The following is a 21,095-nucleotide window of genomic DNA, read 5'->3' on the forward strand; positions in this document are numbered from 1 at the left end:
TTTTAGTTGATGATATGGTCTCAGATAAACAGCAAATAGTATGCCCGGCATTGTATTGTTAAGCCTTGTTTTGGTGAAGATTAGGTTAAATTTTTACTATAAAAAATTAATGATATGTTAAAATAGTACACTCATAAGCGAATTATCAGCTTTCCGTGAAAAACAGGATGTGGTATGTATGTGGTACTAGTTTTTTACTCTTGATTTTGGAGTGGTATTAAAAGTTGTCAGAAGAAGAGCGATAATAACGGATATCATAAGAACTCCTATGAAGACATTCCAGGAATAAGCATGAAGAAGATAGCCGGTACCACTTCCCAGAATACTTGAACCAAAATAATAAAACAGCCAGTAAATAGAAGTAGCTGATGATTTTCCACGTTTGGCATACAAAGCAGTCATCTGGCTGGCCATAGTATGTGCTGCAAAAAATGATAAAGTAAAAAGCCCGAGTCCAAAAATAAGGATATAAATATTTTCAGACAGCAATAAAGCAGCACCGATAATCATAGACAGGATAGATGCTTTAAGAATATTATTCATGGGAAACCTTCTTGAAAGGCGACCTGCGATCATCGTCCCGAAAACTCCAAAAATATACATCAGAAAGATAAAGGCAATGATAAAGTGGCTTAATGAAAATGGTTTTGCCTCTAATCTGAATGTCAGATAATTATAAACACTCACGAAAACGCCCATCAGTAATGCCGCAGTAAAATATAAACGAAGCATATAAGGATTGGTAAGGAAAAATTTCATCTGTTTTACCTTGAGGTGATAATCCGTTTTCTGTGGATTGAAAAATTTTGACTCCGGAAACAGTTTCCAGAATACAGCTCCCAGAATAAAACTTTCTACGCCAATCAGAAGAACAGCATTACGCCATCCGAATTCTCCTGCAAACAAAGTAGCCATTATTCTTCCACTCATCCCACCGATTGTATTCCCACTCAGGTACATGCTGATGGCTGCCGGTACTGCCAAAGCACTTACTTCCTCTGTAAGATAGGCAAGAGCAACTGCGGACACTCCGGAAACAACAAAACCTTTCAATACTCCGATGGCAATCAGGAGGCTTAAACTTGGAATCCAGGTAGAAATAATGGTGAGAATGGCAGATGAAATCAATGAAAAAACCATCAGATTTTTTCTGGAATAACTGTCAGCTTTAAAAGCAAAAAACAATAATCCCAATGCCATACCTATTGTGGATGATGATACCAGCAGGGAAGTATCACCTACAGACACTCCAAACTGTTCAGCAGCCATTGGCAGCATCGGCTGGAAAAGATAAAGCTGTGCAAAAACTGACAGCCCGGAAAAGAATATACAAAGTTTTATATATCGGAGACGTTGGCTTCCCTGAAGAGCTTTTTCAGATGAATTCATTATGATTTGCATTAAATGCAGTGGTTTGACAGAAAAATTAAGTTCTGTAAATTTCCTGATTATTTTCCGAATTTAAAAATCATTATCTCAATGATATTGATTGGTGAAACAAATCAATGAAATTGCAGACCGCTGATGTATTCTGAAGGAGTAATGTTCTCCATCTGTTTGAAAACCCTGTTGAAGGTAGACTGATTAGAGAAACCAGCCTCTGTGTAAATATACATAAGGGTAACTTTTTCAATATCATTTTCATTCAGCAACCTTTTTACACACTCAATTCTGTGCATATTCAGGTAATTATTGAAATTGGGATATCCTTTTGCACGAATTGATTTTGAAATATAACTGCTGTTAATATCCATTTCTGTAGAAAGTTTTGAAATATTAAAATTGACATCTTTATACAGCTGTTTTTCTCTCATGACATGCTCAATTTTTTCAAACAATTCATCTGCAAAGGGCGCTTTCTCTGTCACCGAAACTGGCTGAATTACTGTATGTACATTTTTTTCTTCAATTTCATGGTAAATTTCAACACGTTTTATTTTATCCTTAAAATAGAGCAGAAGTGATATTACTGCCACATTGGACATCATAAGAATGGTATCAGTAACTCTCACGTCTTCAGGTCTGTGTATCGGGAATTTAAAGCTGAAGGTTTTGGAAATAAGGTATCCCGCAATAATATTCACTAAAACAAACATGCTGTAAATAAAGACATACTTTCTTTGGAAGAAAACGTAGGCAGCAAGCGGAATCGGGATAAGCCACACAAAACTTGCGATAGAATTGTTCCAGAAAGCAAGCATGATGTAGAAATTATAAAGAGTAGCAATAATGATGTAGGAATGTACCATGACATTCACCGAGTAGGTTTTGCGTACAATCAGATACGTATAGACCATTAAAAAAAGTCCACCAAAAAGATACCAGGCCATTATTTTATCCGGAATGATAAAGGTGTATATCAAACCAAATACAGCAAGAATGACAGACATCAGAATGTTATAATAATAAACGAGCTGTCTTTTGTAGTGTTCAATTTTTATGTCTTTTTCAGTGGTCATTTGTGGTAACAGATAATTTTAAATCATTCCAATATATTTTACTCCAGTCAGATGTTAGAAAATGACTGTGTTAAATTATTGATTACTAGTTATTTGTGTTTTGTTGAGCCGTTTCCGGTTTTTCATTGATTATTCATGAATTTGATTTATCAATGCCGATAACTTTGCACCAGCTAGCTCAACAAAGGCTGATTGATGATCTATCAATTGACCTTAAATGATTTATTCAATTTTTAAATAAATCAAATAATTTTTAAACAAATATACTAAAATGAAAAAAATAAAATTACCTCTTGCCAGCATAATGATGTGTTTTTCAATAGCTGCATATTCCCAGGTAGGCATCAATACAGATTCTCCTAAAGTAACATTACATGTGGAAGGAAAACCGGACGTGACTACCGTACCTGATGGTGTAATGGCTCCCAGAATGACAGGAGACCAGTTAAGAGCTAAAGACGATGTCTATTTAGCGGCTCAAACCGGAGCTTTGGTCTATGTAACTCAGGCTGTAACTGCCCCTTCAGTAAAAACGGCAAAAGTAGATAAAGCCGGTTATTACATGTTCAACGGAACAACCTGGAAGTTTGCTTTCGGAGGAAAAGATGATGACATTACCATTGGAGATCTGATCTACTATCATGGAAGCATTCCTGCAGGCACTTCCGGAGCTGCCACGTTAGCCAGTACCTATCTTACTGATCTTCCTGTTCTGGGAGGTTTCCTAAGACTGGATGCGCAATTTAACAGTAGTTCAGCAGGAACTGGAGCGGCTACCACTTTTAATCCGAGACTTTATAATGTAGGAACTTCAGATGTGAAAATATGGGTCTCAGAAATGTCTACCCATACCGGTGATTCTGACAACGGAAATATTAAATTATCACCAGGTGCTTACAGGCAGTTTGATGATGGTGTTTATCTTACTCAGACTCATAATGAGACTGTAACATTTGATATTACCATACAGGAACCGGAACCAAGGTGGTACAGAGTGTATTATGCATTCCGTGTAGATAATAAGTCTACAACCGGAAGCAGTGATGCTACAACCACAGATTCCAATACTTCTGACAACACCAGAGAACTGTTTCTCTCTGTACAGAGACTGTATTAATTTGTTGCCTGAAGATTCTAAAAATACAATGATCCTATGAAATTATACAAAATCAATGGGTTAGCTGTTTAAAAATCTAATGAGATTTGTGTTTTTTCTGGGGCCGGAACCATTTGAAATTCCGGCCCCGTTTTCTTAATGCATCATTTCATAGACTTTGATCAGTTCTGCAATATTTCCAACATTAAGCTTTTGAAAAATCCTTTTTTTATAAGTACTCACTGTAGACATCTGAATATTGAGTCTGTTGGCAATTTCCAGATTGCCATTACCATCCGCCAGAAGTTTGAAGATTTCGTATTCCCTGGATGATAACTTTTCTACAGGATTATTTCTTTTGTTTTGAATAATAAGACCAATCAGCTCTGCAGGGTAGAAATATCCCTTTTCAATTACTGTTTTCACAGCATTTTTAATTTCCTCTTCACTGCTTTGTTTATTCAGATAGCCTTCAGCTCCTTCTCTGATATATTGGATGGCTACATCTTTGTCATATCCTGAGAATATGAGAATTTTAAGGTCATTCTGTATATCTTTAAGCTCCGGAACCATTTTTTTATACTGAGTTCCCGGCATATCAATATCTAAAATAATAAGATCATACCTTTGATTTTCCAACTTCTTTTTCACCTGATCATAATTTTCCGCAAAATCTATATTCAGTCCCGGATAAGCCGTTTCAAGAACCAGAGAGGTTCCTGCTCTTACCACATAATGATCATCAGCAATTAAAATTCTTTCATTCATAAAGATTAGTTTTTTTTGAGTGTTATTTCCACAACAGTTCCTTTAGGATGGTTTTGCCTGAAGTTCATTTCAGCATTGATCTTTTTTACCAGATGGATAACCATATGCAGACCTAATCCTTTCCCTTTAAAGCTGGGGGTTTCCAGTTTTGGATTTCTGAACAGGTTCATATAAATAGAAATCTGTTCTTCAGACATTCCTGTTCCTGTATCAGTAATGAGTATGGTGGATTGTTGTGGATTTTCGGTAATAGTAAGGGTTATATTCCCTTCAAAGGTGTTTTTCACCGCATTATCAAGGATGTTATGAATAATAGCGGTTAAGATACTTTCATTTACCTTAGAAAATATAATACCTTCAGTAAGATTGGTAATTGTAGTCCCTTTTTCTTTTGCAATTTCGCAGAATAATTTATTCTTGATTTCCAGAATTCTGTTGATGGGATATTCCTTTTCTTCAAAAATATTTTCAGCCTTATAAAGTTCAGTGTACTCTTTCAAATTCAGGGTAAACTGATACAGCTGTTCGGAAGATTTATAAATACTGTCAAAGTACTTTTTCTGAAGTTCCACATCATCAGATTCATGCAGTTTCTGAGAAAGCATGGCAATAAATCTGATCGGAGTGGTAATGTCATGGCTGATCGTTTCCACCAGTTTCTTCTGATATTCCGTTTCTTTCTGCAGGTTGTTTTTTACGACTTCCAGGTGAAGAGAGGTTTCCTTCAGTTCAGAGTTTTTATTATGAACAATCTGTTTTAAAGCTTTATTTTTTATCCTTAGAAAATTAGTGGTTAACTGAACAATAATGATGATGATAATAAGGATAATAATGGACGCAGACACCCTGAAAAGCAAGGTCTGATAAAAAAGAGGCTGGATTTTAAAATGTATTGCCTTTTCTTCATATTTGCCGTCAGCAGAAATCAATACTCTTACACTCAGGGTGTAATCTCCTGGAGGAAGGTTGCTGATGGTGTACTTTAATTCTTTTCCTGTGGCAATCTTTTCCCATTCAGTGTTTTCTTTTCCTGATATTTTTGCTTCAATATAAAGGTTTTCAGGATTGGAAAAATAAGGAATATCAATAAAGACGTCCGCTGTTTTGTAATCATTTTTCAAATCAAGGATCTGATGAAAATACTGAGGCTCAGAATTTCCGATTTTTACCCGTTCAATGTAAATTTTATTTCTTCCCGGATAATAAGTCTGAATACTTTCCGGATTGAAAAATACAAAGCCGTCCATTGAAGGAAATACAAAATCCCCGTTCTGAAGAGCGTAAGCGTTAGGTTCTGAGCTTCCATTAAATTCATTGGTAAGAAAACCGTCTTTTTTGGTGAAACGATAATAAAAAACCGGAGTTTTTTTGCCTTCCGCATACCGCAGTAATTGTTTCTTAGCGACTTTAAACATTCCGTTATTCGAAGAAATCCAATAATATCCTTTCTGATCTTCAAGAATATAATGAGCCGACTGAAGATAATCGTTCACGTCGTTTGGCATCTTGGTAAGCTTGTGATTCCTGAAAAGATAGAATCCGTTTTTATTCGTAGTAATCCATATCAGATTATCCTTTGTTCTGATAATACTTTTTACATGGATGTTTTTGATTAACGGAGTTATGGTATTGCTGCCAAGTGTGATAGAATAAAGTCCGTCACTGTTTCCTGTCAGAATTTCATTCTCATTGTATTGATAAAAAATATTGACAAAACTTTTGAAAGTATAGGTGAAGTCCGGTTGTTTAAATATATCTTTTCTGTAAAGATGAAGCTGAGTTCCGGAAAGATCTGTAAAGGTAGTTCCATAAAGGTTTCCGCTTTTCATAAACGTTTCAAGCCCTTTTTTAACAAAAGTTGAATCCTTCTTTTTATATCCGGAATTTTTATAAAACCTGATAATACTGTTTCGTTTTCTGATCAGAATATTTCCGGAATGGTCATACATCATCAGATAATCGTCATTGTTTCCGAATAGATGGTTTTTTACAATCCCATTTCGTCCGAATTCTGTTCCGTCCTCGGCAATAATCGTATTTTGGCTGAAAGGAAGGGATGCAAAATATACATTACTGGAAAAATCGGCCTCTTTTCTTGAAACATAGAAATTGGAAAGCTGCAGCACATTCAATCCATTATTGAGAGTTCCCAGATACAATTTGTTGAAACTCTCATCATAGTACATGGAGCAATATGAGTGATTACCGATTTCTTCAAAATTGACAAGAAATTTCAAACGGAGATCCTTTTCATTCCCTTCTAAAAGGTAAATATTGTCATGATTGATAATAAAAGTCTGATTGGTAATCTGTTGCCAATAGATTTTAGTGTCAGGATGATTAAAAAGTGTAGGTTTATCAGAAACAGAAAGATTTCCCTTGTAGATAGAGTAGGTTTTTCTTTTTTTCAGATCATTGACGAACAGGTGATTATTCAGTACAAAAATGTAGTTCAGGTCTTTATTGGTAAAAGGAAAAGCAATTTTTATTTCTTTTTTTCCTTCCTTGTAGATGATGGCATTCTTTTCTGTAAAATGATAAACAGAATTTCTAAGCTGAATAAAATATTGGATGTCATTATAGAAATCCGATGTAATGATATTATTGGCAATGCGGTGTAGTATATCAGTACCATTAGAATAGGTCATTTTATCACCTTTAGTAAGGCTTGCCAGCTTTGGAAACCTGTTTCTGATAATGATTTTATTTTCCTGGAAATTATTAAGAACGGTGATGCTGTCAAAGCAAGGATCTCCTATGAATTCGCCAAAATGAAGATTATTTACCCTGAAATTATTAAAGGTAATGAAAGAACTCCCGTCATACCGTACCAGCCCGTTTTCAGTAGAAATCCAGATGAAGCCATATTTGTCTTTGACAATGGCCTTTGCACTGCTTTGGGGAAGCCCGTTATCTATGTTGTACCACGTAGATGTATAGTGCTGCCCGGAAATGTTTAGATAGATACAAGCAAAAATTAATGCCCAAACTCTCATATATGTGCAAAACTGATCTATATCTGCTGCTAATGCAATAGACGGTTAATAATAGTATTTGTACAAGTCAAAGTTTTTTTAAAGGGCAGGAACGATTGGGAATAAATTTTTATCATTGAAGTTTTCTGGTCTTTTGTGTTTTATATTTTTTGATCGTGTAAAAATAGTGAAATTATGGCGATAAATTAGTATTGCATATTTTGTTTTCTATAAGTTTTATCATGTATTGCAGACAATAAATCATTCAAATTTTTTTGACACATTATCATATTTCAATAATAAGTGATAAATTTATATTGCATTCATTTTAAATTATCTTTTACAGATCTCTGTATTGTGCTGAATTTCTGATTTGTTTTAGAATTTTATAAATGAGAAATATTATCGTGTCTGAATAATTTTATTAGTTTTTAAATTAATGGTTGAAGTTATGTTTAATTGATTTTGTAGTAAAACTTCGACAAAAAAAAGATGGTTTATTCTACATGATAACTTTGTCAGGGCTTATGGATATTCATATTTTTGCAAAAATATTCTCACAACAATTAAGAAGCTTTATTGTCAAAATAATGATTCTAAGAACACAAACGGTTTTTATCTCAAAAACAAAAGAGACTGTACTAAAAGTAAACAGTCTCTTTTTTTATTTTTAAACATTTAGAATCCCTTTTTAAATCAAAAAAACCTCCCGGAAATGATGGGAGGTGAATAAAATTGACTGTATATTGAAGTGTAATTCAATCGTTATTGGTGGGTTTCAAGCCACTTGAGTCGGCGCTGATCCGGCAGATGTTTTACTTTGAAGTTTTCAAAAACTGCATTGAATCCTTCTCCGTCCGGACAGGCTGCCATTAATCCAACCATTACAGGAGTATTGTCCTGAAGAGGAGCATTTCGCATCATGATATAATTTTTATCATCAAAAGAATAAAATATCTCAACAGCATCCAGTCTTCTTACCGCTTTGATCCATATGGCAGGAGGTGTTTTTTCTAATGTAATAACACTCCAGTCACTTTTATTGTGGGTGACCACAGTGCTGAGATTATATTTACCATCTACGAATTCTACTCCGGCTTTGATGTAATGTTCCTGATCTGTTCTCAGCATAAGCCCCATCTGGTCAAATCTTGCTTTATAACTGCCGGTTATTTTTACTTTTGCCTCAAATTCACCGCCATATGTTGTGTAGTAGAAAGGGGCATCATCTACCGTGAATCCATAATGTGAAACCCTCCAGTAATCGCTCTGTGGCGTTACAAACATAGAAAGGCTATTATTTTTGATTTCCCATTTTTCAGGTTCATTAAACCAGGTCATTTTCTCAAGACTCTGGCTGGAAAACTTTTGAATCAGGAATAAGGCGCAAAAGCCTAAAATCAGTTTCTTCATTCTCTTTGGGATAAGTTCTAAGGGTAAATTATTATTTTAGCAAAAGTATTATTAAACTTCATTTGCGTCAATACTGATAAATAACCATTATGGAAATCCGTGAACAGCTTAGCGATCAATTACTGGATAACGCCTCGAAAAAATGCCAACTTGATGTAGAGATCTATAAACAGAGAGCGTTAGCATACGCTCAGATGGAAGGTGCAATATGTGTGCTGAGCGATATGCAGGAGAATAAGAGTTTTATTTATAAATCTGCAGCTGCAGATGAACTTGGGCTAAAGATGGATGAAAACCCTGCAGAAATAGACTCCATCTGGGAAGAAGAAATGCTGAAAAAGATACATCCTGATGACCGTCTGAAAAAATACATCCATGAACTCCGTTTTTTCAAATTGCTGGATACCATGGAAATAAAAGAACGTACGGCATATAGTGTGGTTTCAAAAATAAGAATGAAAGATAAAAATGAAGACTACAGATGGGTGAAGCACCGTATGTTTTATATTTATTCACCCGATAACGGCAGGCTGAGGCTGGCTCTTTGTCTTTACAATATTGCATTGACTTCATCTAACTTTCCAGATTTTATGATTGTTAATATGATAAAAGGGGAAGTGGTTGTAAAAGATAAGCTTGATTATAAAAATATTTTAAGCCCCAGAGAACTGGAGGTTTTAAAATGGATTGGAGAGGGATATGCAAGCAAAGAAATTGCAGGTCTTCTTTCTATAAGCGTCAATACGGTCAACAGACACCGCCAGAATATTCTGGAAAAACTGAAAGTAAAAAATTCTACACAAGCTTTTAAAGATAGTTTTTCTTAAATATCCAGCTTGAAATATCCGAAAAGCTTACCTTGTTATTTTGTATCTTAATGATTAAATTTATATCTTGAATAAGCATTAGAAACATACACGATGAAAAGAAGCGAAGAAATTACCCACCAGTATTTTACTTTTTTAGACAAGCATATCCAGGAAGTTATTTCCGGCGCTGTTCCTGAATTTCTGGAGCTGAATGAGATCGCCAGAGAGCTTGCTGTGTCCCATAAGCATCTTACCGATACCGTTAAAAAAGAAACTGGACAACACCCTTGTTCCTTTTATGATGAAAAAATTATTGATCAGATCAAACAAATGCTCGTGGGATCCGATCAATCTGTGGCAGAAATTGCCCGTATTTTTACTTATGATCCTTCCAATTTTTCAAAATTTTTCAAAAAAATGACCGGCTTTACTCCCGGAAATTTCAGAAATTCCAAAAAAGTTTAAATTGACTACTTTTTTTGTTTAATATTGTTGTTGCAAGAGATTTGCGCTGGTTTTTGTCTCAGAGTAGGGATTTGAACGCTCAGATTGATGTGTTTTAAAGGCTGTTTAGTGAATTAAAATGTTAAAATAATGAAAAAATAATCTTTTATAAATGAGTCGTTTGTGAAAAATAATTACATTTTTTTATTATTTATGTATTAATATTTCTTTATTGTTTGATTTTTTTATTAAATTTAGGTAAGAAAAAACTAATTAATTCAAAAGCAGAAAACGTTAAAAAAGATAGATGTATATTTAAATACTTTGGTTTCCAGATAATAAGATAAAAATATTGTGTCTTTAATAATATTTAATCTTAACAGAGGCGCTTAAGCCTTTTAAATAGTTATATATTTGTTTCTTTTAAACCACAACAAACAAGATTAAGGATGAGCATCAATTTCACAACAGCAACTATTAAAGACTTTGAGAATATACCAGATAATGATATGGCTCAAAGGGCTGAAATTTTTTATGAATATTTAGACTTTGTAAAGTCTAACGGACACATGAATTACAGACTGAAGAACACTTCAGGAACCAATGCAATACTGAATGTAAATATTGCAAACCAAAACAGAGAATTTGTTAGTTTTGTATCAAGTGATTATTTAGGATTCACACAACACCCGAAAGTAAAGCAAGCCGCTATTGAAGGAATAGAGAAATATGGAACGGGAACAGGAGCTACACCTCTTATCGGTGGCTACTTTGATTATCACAATGCTTTAGAAAAAAGAATTTCAAGTTTTTTTAAAAGAACAGAAGATGAAGCCGTAGTATTTACTACCGGATATACTGCTAATAGCGCTAGTTTACAGTGTTTAATGCAGAAAGAAGATCTTGCTATTTTAGACATGGCAGTGCATGCCAGTGTACATGAAGGATGTGCTTTTACCAATAAAAAAACATTTCCGCACAATAATTTAGAATCTTTGGAACACATTTTGAAGGTATCTGAAAATCTGTACCGTACGAAACTCGTTATTGTGGACGGAGTGTATTCCCAGGATGGTGATACTTCCCGTATTAATGAGATCTATAACCTTGTGAAAAAGTACAATGCCTTTCTAATGGTAGACGACGTACATGGTGTCGGCATCCTTGGAGAAACCGGAAGAGGTACTTTGGAACAGGCTGGGTTATTGGATAAAGTAGACATCATCACAGGTACATTCAGCAAAACATTTGGAAATCTGGGAGGTTATGTCATTGCAGATAAAAAAATAGCTGCCTTTATAAGATTCCATTCACGCCAGCAGATCTTCTCAGCCACAGCTCCACCATCATCCGCAGGAATTGTTAAAGCCATTGATTTAATTGACGAAGAACCTATCTGGAGAGAAAAACTCTGGGATAACATCAATTATTTCAAAAAAGGACTTGACGATTTAGGATTAGATACAGGAGTTACCTGCTCTGCGATCGTTCCCGTAAAAATTGGAGATCCTTATGTAACAGGTGATGTAGGAAAACTACTAATAGAAATGGGAATCTATACCAACCCGATTCTTTATCCGGCTGTACCAAGAAAAGACGCACGTATCAGGATGAGTGTAACGGCAAGACACGAAAAAGAACATCTCGACAAAACGCTTAATGCGTTTGATGATATTAATAAAAAATTGCATATTGCGAAAAAATAATAATTATGCCTAGAAAAGTAGTGCAGGGCCCCATTAGGGACAAAGAAAAAACAAAGCAGAAACTGCTTGCTGCAGTTGGTAAAATTTTAAGAGTAAAAGGATATTCCGGATTAAAAGTAAGCAAGATTGCTGCCGTTGCCGGATTTGATAAAAAATTGATCTATGAGTACTTTGGAAGTACTGATAAACTGATCGATGAGTATATCAAATCTCAGGATTACTGGAGCCAGGTCAACCAGGATGTTGATATGGATTTCTCGGACGGTGGGCACGAACTTACTAAAATGGTTGTATTGAACCAGTTCGAAAACCTGAAGAAAAATAAAGAACTTCAGAAGATCATCCTTTGGGAGCTTTCGGAAAGTAAGCCTATTCTTAAGAAATTGGTTGAACAACGTGAAGAAGTAGGAGAGGTTTTATTTGGAAACATCTCAGATCCTTACTTTGGTGAAGGAGTAGCAACAAGACACAGAGCAATTATGGCTTTGATTGTGTCTGGAGCTTACTATCTCAACCTTTATACAGGATACAATGCCAATAAGTTTTGTGGTATCGATCTGAAAACTGAAGAAGGAAGAAAAGAGGTTGAAGCCGCTATTGTTGAGTTGATCGACTTTGCATACAGCAAAAAGAAATAGAAATTAAAAGTTTTCCGATTTGAGCAGAAATACGTTTTTGTTAATAATTTGAAAACTTTTAATTTTCAAATTAAAACTATATTTCTTACTTTTGGCCAATGGAAAATTTTATAGTATCTGCAAGAAAATATCGTCCTCAAGAGTTTGATACGGTTGTGGGGCAATCTCATATTACGGATACTTTAGAACATGCAATTGAAGAAAGTCAATTAGCTCAGGCATTACTTTTTTGTGGTCCTCGTGGTGTGGGTAAAACTACCTGTGCCAGAATTCTCGCAAGAAAGATCAATGAGAAAGATGGCTCGGTTTCAGAAGATGGCTTTGCTTACAATATCTATGAGCTGGATGCTGCATCCAATAACTCTGTAGATGATATCAGAGAACTTATAGATCAGGTACGTTTTGCACCTCAGGTTGGTAAATACAAAGTATATATCATTGATGAGGTTCATATGCTGTCTTCTGCCGCTTTCAATGCTTTCCTGAAAACGCTGGAAGAGCCGCCTGCTCATGCTATTTTTATTTTGGCTACCACGGAGAAGCATAAAATTATTCCAACAATTTTATCCCGTTGTCAGATTTATGACTTCAAGAGAATTACCATTGAAGACATCCAGAATCATCTGAAAAATATTGCCCAAAAAGAAAATATCCAGTATGAAGATGACGCACTGTATCTGATTGCTCAGAAAGCTGATGGCGCATTAAGAGATGCACTTTCTATCTTCGACAGACTTTCTACCTTCTCCCAGAAAAATATTACCTTGGCAAAAGCTGCCGAAGTACTCAACATTCTGGATTATGATCAATATCTGAACATTGTGGATCTCGCCAAGGAAAACAAAATTCCTGAAGTGCTTTTCGCATTCAATGAGATTGTAAAGAAAGGTTTTGATCCCCATATTTTCATTGCCGGATTAGGAAATCATTTCAGAGATCTGATGATGGCACAGAATGCTTCCACCATGGAACTCATTGAAGTAGGAGAGAAAACCAAGGCTAAATTTGTAGAGCAAGGACAGAAATGGGCCGCCCAGCAGCTTATTGATGGTATTGAGATCTGTAACCATGCAGATATTAATTATAAGAATTCCAAAAACCCAAGACTTACGGTTGAAATTGCATTAATGCAGCTGGCTTCACTGACAGCTAATTTAGGCGATACTAAAAAAAAAAGTTCCTGATACTGGCTCCGTTTCTCAGTGAGAAGCAGGAAGTGAAGATGCCGGAAAAAGCCCAGGAGAAGAAAGAAGTTAAAGCAGAACAACAACCTGCAGCTTCTCAGGCAGTTCAGGAAGTTTCAGTAACAAAAACCACCAAGCCATTGTCAAGACCGGGAATCTCTTCCGGTTTCAGCATCAATTCCTTTTTGAATAAAGAAGATAAAGTAGAAACAACAGAAGATGTTGTGGTAAAAACTGATAATCTTCCTCAGAACCATTTTACAGATACAGATCTGCAGGTGGAATGGAAAATTATGCTTAAACAGCTTCAGGTAAAAAATAATTTTGTATTTAATGCAGTCAAGACCTTCAAACTGGTAAAAGCTGAAGAGCATAAAATCAAAGTTTTGTTCCCTTCAGATTCTGCAAAAGTAGAATTTGATAAAATAAGTGGAGAATTTTTTAATCATTTTAAAAGAAAAATTCAGAATCATATTATTGAGGTAGAATACGTCAGAGACGTTGAAAATCTGAAGATTGAGGTGGTGACGAAAAGAAAAATGTTTGAAAAATTTATAGAAAAAAATCCACTTTTGAAAGATCTTGATGATTTAATGAAGTTTGATTTGACATAATTTTTATATATTTGTCAAATATTTCTGTCGAAAATAAGTTTTTGACAAAAGCAAATTACAACCAGAAACGCTAAATAAAGACATTTCCAGAATAAAATGGAAAATTTGACTAACACATATCAGTCTTTCTTTGCACCCGCTAATTACTTTTTTAGCGGTTATTTTAGTTTTTCTGCTTCTTATTATAGAAATTTCAGAACGTATTACCGATTTTATTGGTATTGTTAACTGAATTTCTTTCCAAAAAATACAGGAGAAGTAGAGCCCTATTATTTTCCTGATTCCTTTAAACAATTTTGAACGGCATTTTTTGAAAAGAATTATAAATTAAATTTTATAATCCAAAGGGCTATTGCTGTTAACGAAAAAATTATATAAAAAAACAATAAAATTTAGAATAATGAATTTAAATGATTTAAAAAACGAGTGGATCAATGAGCTTACACAGCCTCTAATGATTGCGGGACCATGTAGTGCGGAAAGTGAAGCTCAGATGCTTGAAACTGCAAGGAGAATTAAAGAATCTAATGCCAATGTATCCGTTTTCCGTGCAGGAATCTGGAAACCCCGTACCAAACCAAACGGTTTTGAAGGAGTAGGAGTGATCGGTTTGAACTGGCTAAAAAAAGTAAAAGAAGAGTACGGTTTTAAAACAGCGACTGAAGTAGCCAACGCTCACCATGTGTTCGCAGCTCTGGAAGCAGACGTAGATGTTCTTTGGATTGGAGCACGTTCTACAGTGAACCCGTTTACAGTACAGGAAATTGCGATGGCTTTAAGAGGTACGGATAAACCTGTATTCGTGAAAAACCCTGTTAATCCGGATCTTGCATTATGGATTGGAGCTTTGGAAAGACTTTTAGGACAAGACATTAAAAACCTTGGAGTTATTCACAGAGGATTTTCAACATACCAGAAAACAAAATACAGAAACAATCCGAACTGGCAGATTGCCCTTGATTTCAAGAGTCAGTTTCCAAATATTCCAATGTTAATCGACCCTTCTCACATCTGCGGAAACAGAACTGGTCTTGCTGATATTACACAGGAAGCACTTAACGTAGGATACCAGGGAGCGATCATTGAATCACATTGCAATCCTGATGAGGCATGGAGTGATGCTTCTCAGCAGATTACCCCTGAAGTTCTTGCAGATCTTATCGGGAATCTGAAAGTAAGAAGTTCCAATCTTGCAGGTTTTGAAGGAGAAATGGGAAGACACAGAACTTTGATTTCTGATCTTGACTTCCAGTTAATTGAACTTCTTTCTCAAAGAATGAAAATTTCTGAGAAAATCGGTAAACTTAAAAAGGAAAATGATATTGCAATCTTCCAGCCTGAACGTTGGAAAGTGATCACTGAATACGCTACTCAGAAAGCAAAAGAAACTGGAATGTCTCAGGAATTTATTGAAAAAGTATTCAAAGCAATTCATGAAGAGTCTATTGAAGTTCAGAATAATATTATGATTGAGAGATAAACTGTGGATAAAAAGTAAAAGAGACTAATACTTTTACTAAATTTTCAGCTAAAAAATAAATTAGGGCTTAGACATCAGCATTTAGGGCAATTGAAACATGTGTTTTTAAACCTATTTCCTGAATGCTAAGCCCTAATTGCGTATATTTGCACCAGCATTATCTATGAAAGGAAAAATCATTAAATCTACAGGCAGTTGGTACCAGGTTTTGGAATTGGAAACAAATAAAATTTTCGAGGCCAGAATCCGGGGGAAATTCAAATTAATAAAAACCAGACTTACCAATCCACTCGCTGTAGGAGATTTTGTTGAGTTTCAGCTGGAGCAGGATGATATCGCATGGATCACAAAAATTGAACCGCGCTCCAATTATCTGATCAGAAAATCAGTTAACCTTTCAAAAGAAGCCCATATTATTGCATCCAATATTGATTTGGCATGCTTTATCTTCACTCTGAAACATCCTGAAACATCTTTAGGATTTCTGGACAGGTTTCTGGCATGTTGTGAAGCCTATAATATTACCCCGCTCATTCTTTTTAATAAGATCGATGTTTTACACGAAGAAGAAATTGAAATTGTAAAGGATATTGAATTCCTATATCAGGAAATTGGATATGATACTTTGGAAATTTCTTCCTATTCGAAATTGAATCTTGATCAGCTTCAGGAGATTCTTAAAGATAAAACTTCAGTATTTTTCGGCCACTCAGGTTGTGGAAAATCTACTTTGGTGAATGCTTTACAGCCAGGATTAAATTTAAAAACATCTGAAATTTCAGATACGCACCTGAAAGGAAAGCATACCACAACTTTTGCGCAGATGCATTTCTGGCATTTTGGTGGAAATGTTATTGATACGCCTGGGGTTCGTGAATTTGCAATGATTGATATTGAAAAAGAAGAAGTACAACATTATTTCCCCGAGATTTTCAAGAAGAGAGAAGAATGCAAATTTCATAACTGTCTTCACATTAATGAACCGAAATGTGCCGTTATCGATGCGCTTGAAACGGGTGAGATTCAACATTCCCGCTATGCTACGTATATTAAATTGATGGATGAAGCAGAAGAAGCTTCCCAAAAATAATCAGTAACAGACATTCTCTTTTTTAACAGCTACAGATTAATTCGGACAATCTGTACTATTTTATGTATCACTATATCAGAATAATATTCTAAAAAATCATTTCTTTAAAGATTGGATTTAATCCTGTTTTGAAATGTGTATTTTTTAAACTTATTTTTTTTAGTTTTTGATGAAAAAAAATCTCTTTTTAGATAACTCTACTTTCTGACACTCTTTTTTTGGCACATAACTCCACTTTTGTCACATTTTTGCCAATCTGAAAAATGATATTACTCGATTTTTGGATATTGTATTAATTTCAATAAAAGTTCAAATAATGTTGTATATGGATTTATTTGGGTTGAAAAATTATTAAATTGATAAAAATACAGGGTGTTTTTTGAAAATAAAAAACCCAGCCGAAGCTGGGTAAAAACTAATAACCATGAAAACTCAAATTAAACATGAGAATCGCAATAGAATAAACAATTACTGTGCCAAAGTTTAGTTTACGATTTCTTAATAAAAGTTATTTTTATGTTAAAAAAAAATTAAAATAAAAATCAAAGATATTTTTTGTAATTTTGCGCCATTAAAAAAATATACATTTATGTCTAACATTACATTCACTATGATTAAGCCTGATGCTGTTGCTGACGGACATATCGGTGCTATATTGGGTAAGATTGCTGAAGGAGGTTTTAAAATCAAAGCTTTAAAATTAACTCAGCTTACAGTTGCTGATGCAAAAAAATTCTATGAAGTACACGCTGAAAGACCATTTTATGGAGAATTAGTAGAATTCATGAGCTCTGGTCCTATCGTTGCTGCAGTTTTAGAAAAAGACAATGCAGTTGAAGACTTCAGAACATTAATTGGTGCTACTAACCCTGCAGAAGCTGCAGAAGGTACTATCAGAAAAATGTTTGCAAGAAGCATCGGAGAAAATGCTGTTCACGGTTCAGATTCTGACGAGAATGCATTAATCGAAGCTCAATTCCATTTTTCAGGAAGAGAGATTTTCTAAGAAAATCATCTTACAAAATAAAGAATCCGGAGATTTTCTCCGGATTTTGTTTTTTATGAATGCATCTTTCAGGTGTACTAAAGGTTATTTTCAATTGCTCCCACATTTTCTCTGTAGAGTTCAAGAGGTTTATTCAATAAAACAGCAATGACGGTCATTTGCTTGTCAAGTTTTTCCTTTGGAACGTCAATATAAATAATTCCCGGTCTGTCGCTCCAGTACAGCTTATTGTAGATGGTATGAGGCAGCATAGTGCCTTCACCAACAACTCTTATTCTGGCAATTTCATTTTTTATTCCTTTCAGGGCAATCGGGCCGGTAGGTATTCCTTCCACAAAAAGATAAAGAGTCTGTTTGTCTTTTGATAAAGCACTTATTCCTGGGTAGTGACCAGCCGGAAGACCTTTTCCTGTCTTAAACAAAGCTTCAGCATGCTTACTTATCCATTCTGTGGTTTCCGGATTTGTTTTAGACGTTTTTTTAATTTTCATGTCAAGACCATCATAGGTAAGGCCTTCTTGCGTCAGTATATTCTGATCATAGTTCAGAGCATTGGCGATATCATAGACGGCTTCCTGAGTATTTTTGTTTTCCAGTATTTCGGGAAGAGGATGTTTTTCCGTCTTAAAATCTTTCAAAAATGCAGGAGGTGTGTCAAAAGTAATTTCTGCCACAGTGACATCTTTGTCAAATTTTACATTGGAGAAATTCAGTGTCAGTGTTTTTTCTGCATTATAATCCATTGTAACAACAGCGGATGGATCTCCGATGATCTTTACTGAAAGAGGTTTTGTTGTCAATCCGGAAATTTTTGCAAAGTTTTTGGTTTCTTCCAGATAAAGGAATAAAGATTTTTTAGAGGTCGACAAAGAAGATTTTCCTTTATAGTTGCCAAAAGGAATTCCGCGGATAGTTTCATAAATGGCATGTTGATTTTTGGAAGTCCATCGACCAAGATTTTTAAGAATCTCAATTTGTTCATCAGGAATTGTACCGTCTGATTTCGGGCCAATATCAAGCAGAAGATTTCCTCCCATGCTGAGCACATCTGCCAGTGTTCTGACAATCATATTGGGGGTTTTGTAATTTTTATCAAAAGGCTGATATCCCCAGGAATCATTCATGGTGTAACAAAGCTCCCAATATGGATTTTGCGGTGGAACAACAGGAATGCCCTGCTCAGGAGTATCATAGTCTCCGTGATGATTAAGCCTCGAATTAATGATAATATTAGAATTGTATTTTTTGAGTAAATCCAGGGTCTGAGCCGCTTTCCATTCTTCGGAAGTATGTTCCCAGTCACCATCGAACCAAAGAAGATCAGGAGAATATTGGGTAGAAAGTTCATTGAGCTGACCTTGATAATAGCGGACAAAATTCTGCCAGCGCTTTGGATCATTTTTGAGTTCGTAGCGTTTTTTTGTCCGGGTATTAATATCATAATACGGATGGCTCCAGTCCGGCAAAGAGAAATAAAGTCCTGTTTTTAATCCTGATTTTTTCAGAGCGGAAACAAAAGGAGTTAACACATCCTTTTTTGCCAAAGAGTTTTGAGGAATGCTTGTCGCTTTTTCTGCTCCTGAATTCCATAACGAAACTCCGTCATGATGTTTAGTGGTAATGACAGCATATTTTGCTCCGGATTCCTTAATGAGATTTACCCATTGTTCCGGTTGATATTTTGAAGCTGAAAAACCATTCAGCTGTTTCATATAATTTTCGTGGTTAATATAATTATTGAAGAATGACCAGGATTCTGAGATTCCGTTAACAGAGTAGATTCCCCAATGAATAAAAATACCCAGTTTTGCATTGCTGAACCATTCCATTTTTTTGCTGTTGCCAGCTGTCTGAACCTGTGCGCTGATATGATCTGCAGATAATATCAACCCAAGGAAAACAGCTTTAATCAGACTGATTTTCATATATAGATTTATTTTAACTCTAAATATAAATAAAGATAACGGTACCTTATATAAGAGTTGCTGATATTTATTAATAATTGTTATCAAAACGTTTCTTATTATTGTATTTTTATAAATGGAACGTTTATTGTAAAATTTATCTGAAAAAGCAATTATGAAAATTCCAGCAATATTAATGGCAAGTTTATTAGCGGTGGGCGTGTCTGCACAAACAACTAAACCGGAAGCTAAAACAAAAAAGCCTGTTAAAAAAGTAAAGAAAGCCACTTCAACGGATACGGTTGAAAAGAAAAAACCGGGAACACCTAAGCCGGTTGTTAAAAAAGATACACTTGTGCTTCGTGGACACGGCTGTCCGGCTTGCGGAATGGGATAGAAGATGAGAAAGCCAATGTTAGGAGTATCCATGATGGCAGAGGCAGATTTTGTTTCTGCTATTTTGCCGTTGTTGCAGAATAATTCTATCGATGTGATGGAATGGTCTTTTGATACCCTTTATCATACCAATGAACCGGATTGGCTTCGGGATCTGTTGAATTTCTACGCTGAAAATAACCGCTTGATAGGACATGGAGTGTATTATTCTTTATTTGATGCGAAATGGACAGAAAGGCAGGAAAAATGGCTGAAAAAGCTTAAAGAAGAGGTTAGTCTGCGGAAATATAATCATATCACGGAACATTTTGGTTTCATGAATACTGAGAATTTTCATCAGGGAGTACCGTTGCCGGTTTCTTTACATTCCAAAACTTTACAAATAGGAAAAGACAGGTTATACAGACTACAGGATGCTGTAAATATTCCTGTAGGGATAGAAAATCTAGCGTTCTCATTTTCTATAGATGACGTTAAAGAACAAGGCATTTTTCTTGACAAGCTGACGGAAGATACCAATGGTTTTCTGATTCTTGATCTTCATAATATTTACTGCCAATCCTGTAATTTCGAATTAGGAATGCAGGAGATCATTGCTTTATATCCTTTGGAAAAAGTAAAAGAAATCCATCTTTCCGGAGGAAGCTGGCAGGATAGTGTATATGGAAAAAAGCAGGTGAGAAGGGATACTCATGATGATATTATTCCTCAGGATATTCTTTCTGTTCTGCCGTCTGTACTTACACAATGTGGAAACCTGGAATATATTATTATTGAAAGGCTGGGACATACTGTGAAAATAGAACAAGAAAGAGATGATTTCCTGAATGATTTTAATAAAGTTAAAGACATTATTGAAACTTCAGATTTTAATGGAAAAGAAAAAAGTAGCTGGAGTAAGATGGAAATGAAACTCTCGGAAAGACCTTTAGAAGACCTGGTTTTATATGAAGAGCAGTCAAGGCTTACCCGACTTCTATATGATAATGCAAATATTGAAACCATTAAAGATCTGGATTTTCATTATTTTAAAACAGAAAAATGGGACTCTGAAATGATTCTTACAGCTCAGAATATTATTAAAAAATGGAATCCTTATTAATTCTATTCTCT

General features: G+C 35.1%; 18 protein-coding genes. 12 read left to right on the top strand and 6 right to left on the bottom strand.

The features are described from left to right. Positions 1-186 precede the first annotated feature (186 nt). Both ACKTTZ_RS18530 and ACKTTZ_RS18535 read right to left on the bottom strand, forming a co-directional pair. A complete protein-coding gene (locus ACKTTZ_RS18530; protein ID WP_407846313.1) occupies positions 187-1,401 on the bottom strand; it encodes an MFS transporter in 1,215 nt (404 codons plus the stop codon). Positions 1,402-1,502: 101 nt separating this feature from the next. After that, positions 1,503-2,459: an AraC family transcriptional regulator gene (locus ACKTTZ_RS18535; protein WP_034698575.1), complete on the bottom strand. Its 957-nt coding sequence runs from the start codon at positions 2,457-2,459 to the stop codon at positions 1,503-1,505. A 271-nt stretch (positions 2,460-2,730) separates the two neighbouring features. Between ACKTTZ_RS18535 and ACKTTZ_RS18540 the strand changes: the two genes are divergently transcribed. Then, the gene (locus ACKTTZ_RS18540) at positions 2,731-3,576 is read left to right on the top strand and encodes a hypothetical protein (protein ID WP_034698573.1); all 846 of its coding nucleotides are present in this window, start codon (positions 2,731-2,733) and stop codon (positions 3,574-3,576) included. 135 nt (positions 3,577-3,711) lie between these two features. Here ACKTTZ_RS18540 and ACKTTZ_RS18545 read toward each other — a convergent pair whose 3' ends face one another. From ACKTTZ_RS18545 to ACKTTZ_RS18555, 3 genes are all read right to left on the bottom strand, one after another. Beyond that, a complete protein-coding gene (locus ACKTTZ_RS18545; protein WP_079241375.1) occupies positions 3,712-4,323 on the bottom strand; it encodes a response regulator transcription factor in 612 nt (203 codons plus the stop codon). A 5-nt stretch (positions 4,324-4,328) separates the two neighbouring features. Beyond that, entirely contained in the window at positions 4,329-7,319 is a 2,991-nt protein-coding gene (locus ACKTTZ_RS18550) for an ATP-binding protein (RefSeq protein WP_407846314.1), read from the bottom strand. Positions 7,320-8,063: 744 nt separating this feature from the next. Further along, on the bottom strand, positions 8,064-8,711 hold the full coding sequence (locus tag ACKTTZ_RS18555) for a DUF1349 domain-containing protein (RefSeq protein WP_407846315.1): 648 nt from the start codon (positions 8,709-8,711) through the stop codon (positions 8,064-8,066). Between the two features lie 89 nt (positions 8,712-8,800). Between ACKTTZ_RS18555 and ACKTTZ_RS18560 the strand changes: the two genes are divergently transcribed. The 9 genes from ACKTTZ_RS18560 (at position 8,801) to ACKTTZ_RS18600 (ending at position 17,682) form a co-directional block, all read left to right on the top strand. Further along, complete coding sequence (locus ACKTTZ_RS18560) at positions 8,801-9,538, top strand: LuxR C-terminal-related transcriptional regulator (protein ID WP_407846316.1); 738 nt, start codon at positions 8,801-8,803, stop codon at positions 9,536-9,538. Between the two features lie 93 nt (positions 9,539-9,631). Next, a complete protein-coding gene (locus ACKTTZ_RS18565) occupies positions 9,632-9,985 on the top strand; it encodes an AraC family transcriptional regulator (RefSeq protein ID WP_034698564.1) in 354 nt (117 codons plus the stop codon). A 428-nt stretch (positions 9,986-10,413) separates the two neighbouring features. Next, positions 10,414-11,670: an aminotransferase class I/II-fold pyridoxal phosphate-dependent enzyme gene (locus ACKTTZ_RS18570; RefSeq protein ID WP_034698554.1), complete on the top strand. Its 1,257-nt coding sequence runs from the start codon at positions 10,414-10,416 to the stop codon at positions 11,668-11,670. A 5-nt stretch (positions 11,671-11,675) separates the two neighbouring features. After that, a complete protein-coding gene (locus ACKTTZ_RS18575) occupies positions 11,676-12,308 on the top strand; it encodes a TetR/AcrR family transcriptional regulator (RefSeq protein WP_034698548.1) in 633 nt (210 codons plus the stop codon). Positions 12,309-12,406: 98 nt separating this feature from the next. Then, positions 12,407-13,492, top strand: coding sequence for a DNA polymerase III subunit gamma/tau (dnaX, locus tag ACKTTZ_RS18580; protein WP_034698546.1), 1,086 nt, complete (start codon positions 12,407-12,409; stop codon positions 13,490-13,492). 38 nt (positions 13,493-13,530) lie between these two features. After that, positions 13,531-14,106, top strand: coding sequence for a hypothetical protein (locus ACKTTZ_RS18585; RefSeq protein ID WP_253316675.1), 576 nt, complete (start codon positions 13,531-13,533; stop codon positions 14,104-14,106). Between the two features lie 400 nt (positions 14,107-14,506). Next, positions 14,507-15,586, top strand: a complete 1,080-nt coding sequence (locus tag ACKTTZ_RS18590) for a chorismate mutase (protein WP_034698544.1) — start codon at positions 14,507-14,509, stop codon at positions 15,584-15,586. A 163-nt stretch (positions 15,587-15,749) separates the two neighbouring features. Then, positions 15,750-16,676 carry a ribosome small subunit-dependent GTPase A gene (gene rsgA, locus ACKTTZ_RS18595; protein WP_034698541.1) on the top strand — a complete coding sequence of 309 codons (927 nt, stop codon included), beginning with the start codon at positions 15,750-15,752 and terminating at the stop codon, positions 16,674-16,676. Positions 16,677-17,265: 589 nt separating this feature from the next. Beyond that, the gene (locus ACKTTZ_RS18600) at positions 17,266-17,682 is read left to right on the top strand and encodes a nucleoside-diphosphate kinase (protein ID WP_034687444.1); all 417 of its coding nucleotides are present in this window, start codon (positions 17,266-17,268) and stop codon (positions 17,680-17,682) included. Between the two features lie 77 nt (positions 17,683-17,759). Here ACKTTZ_RS18600 and ACKTTZ_RS18605 read toward each other — a convergent pair whose 3' ends face one another. Next, complete coding sequence (locus ACKTTZ_RS18605; protein WP_407846318.1) at positions 17,760-19,607, bottom strand: alpha-L-fucosidase; 1,848 nt, start codon at positions 19,605-19,607, stop codon at positions 17,760-17,762. Positions 19,608-19,761: 154 nt separating this feature from the next. On the opposite strand from ACKTTZ_RS18605, the gene ACKTTZ_RS18610 reads away from it, so the two are divergent. Then, positions 19,762-19,983, top strand: a complete 222-nt coding sequence (locus ACKTTZ_RS18610) for a hypothetical protein (RefSeq protein WP_034698538.1) — start codon at positions 19,762-19,764, stop codon at positions 19,981-19,983. Positions 19,984-19,986: 3 nt separating this feature from the next. Continuing rightward, a complete protein-coding gene (locus ACKTTZ_RS18615) occupies positions 19,987-21,084 on the top strand; it encodes a DUF692 family multinuclear iron-containing protein (RefSeq protein ID WP_407846319.1) in 1,098 nt (365 codons plus the stop codon). Positions 21,085-21,095: the final 11 nt, after the last annotated feature.

This window comes from Chryseobacterium sp. KCF3-3 (assembly GCF_045865955.1).
Taxonomy (GTDB): Bacteria; Bacteroidota; Bacteroidia; order Flavobacteriales; family Weeksellaceae; genus Chryseobacterium.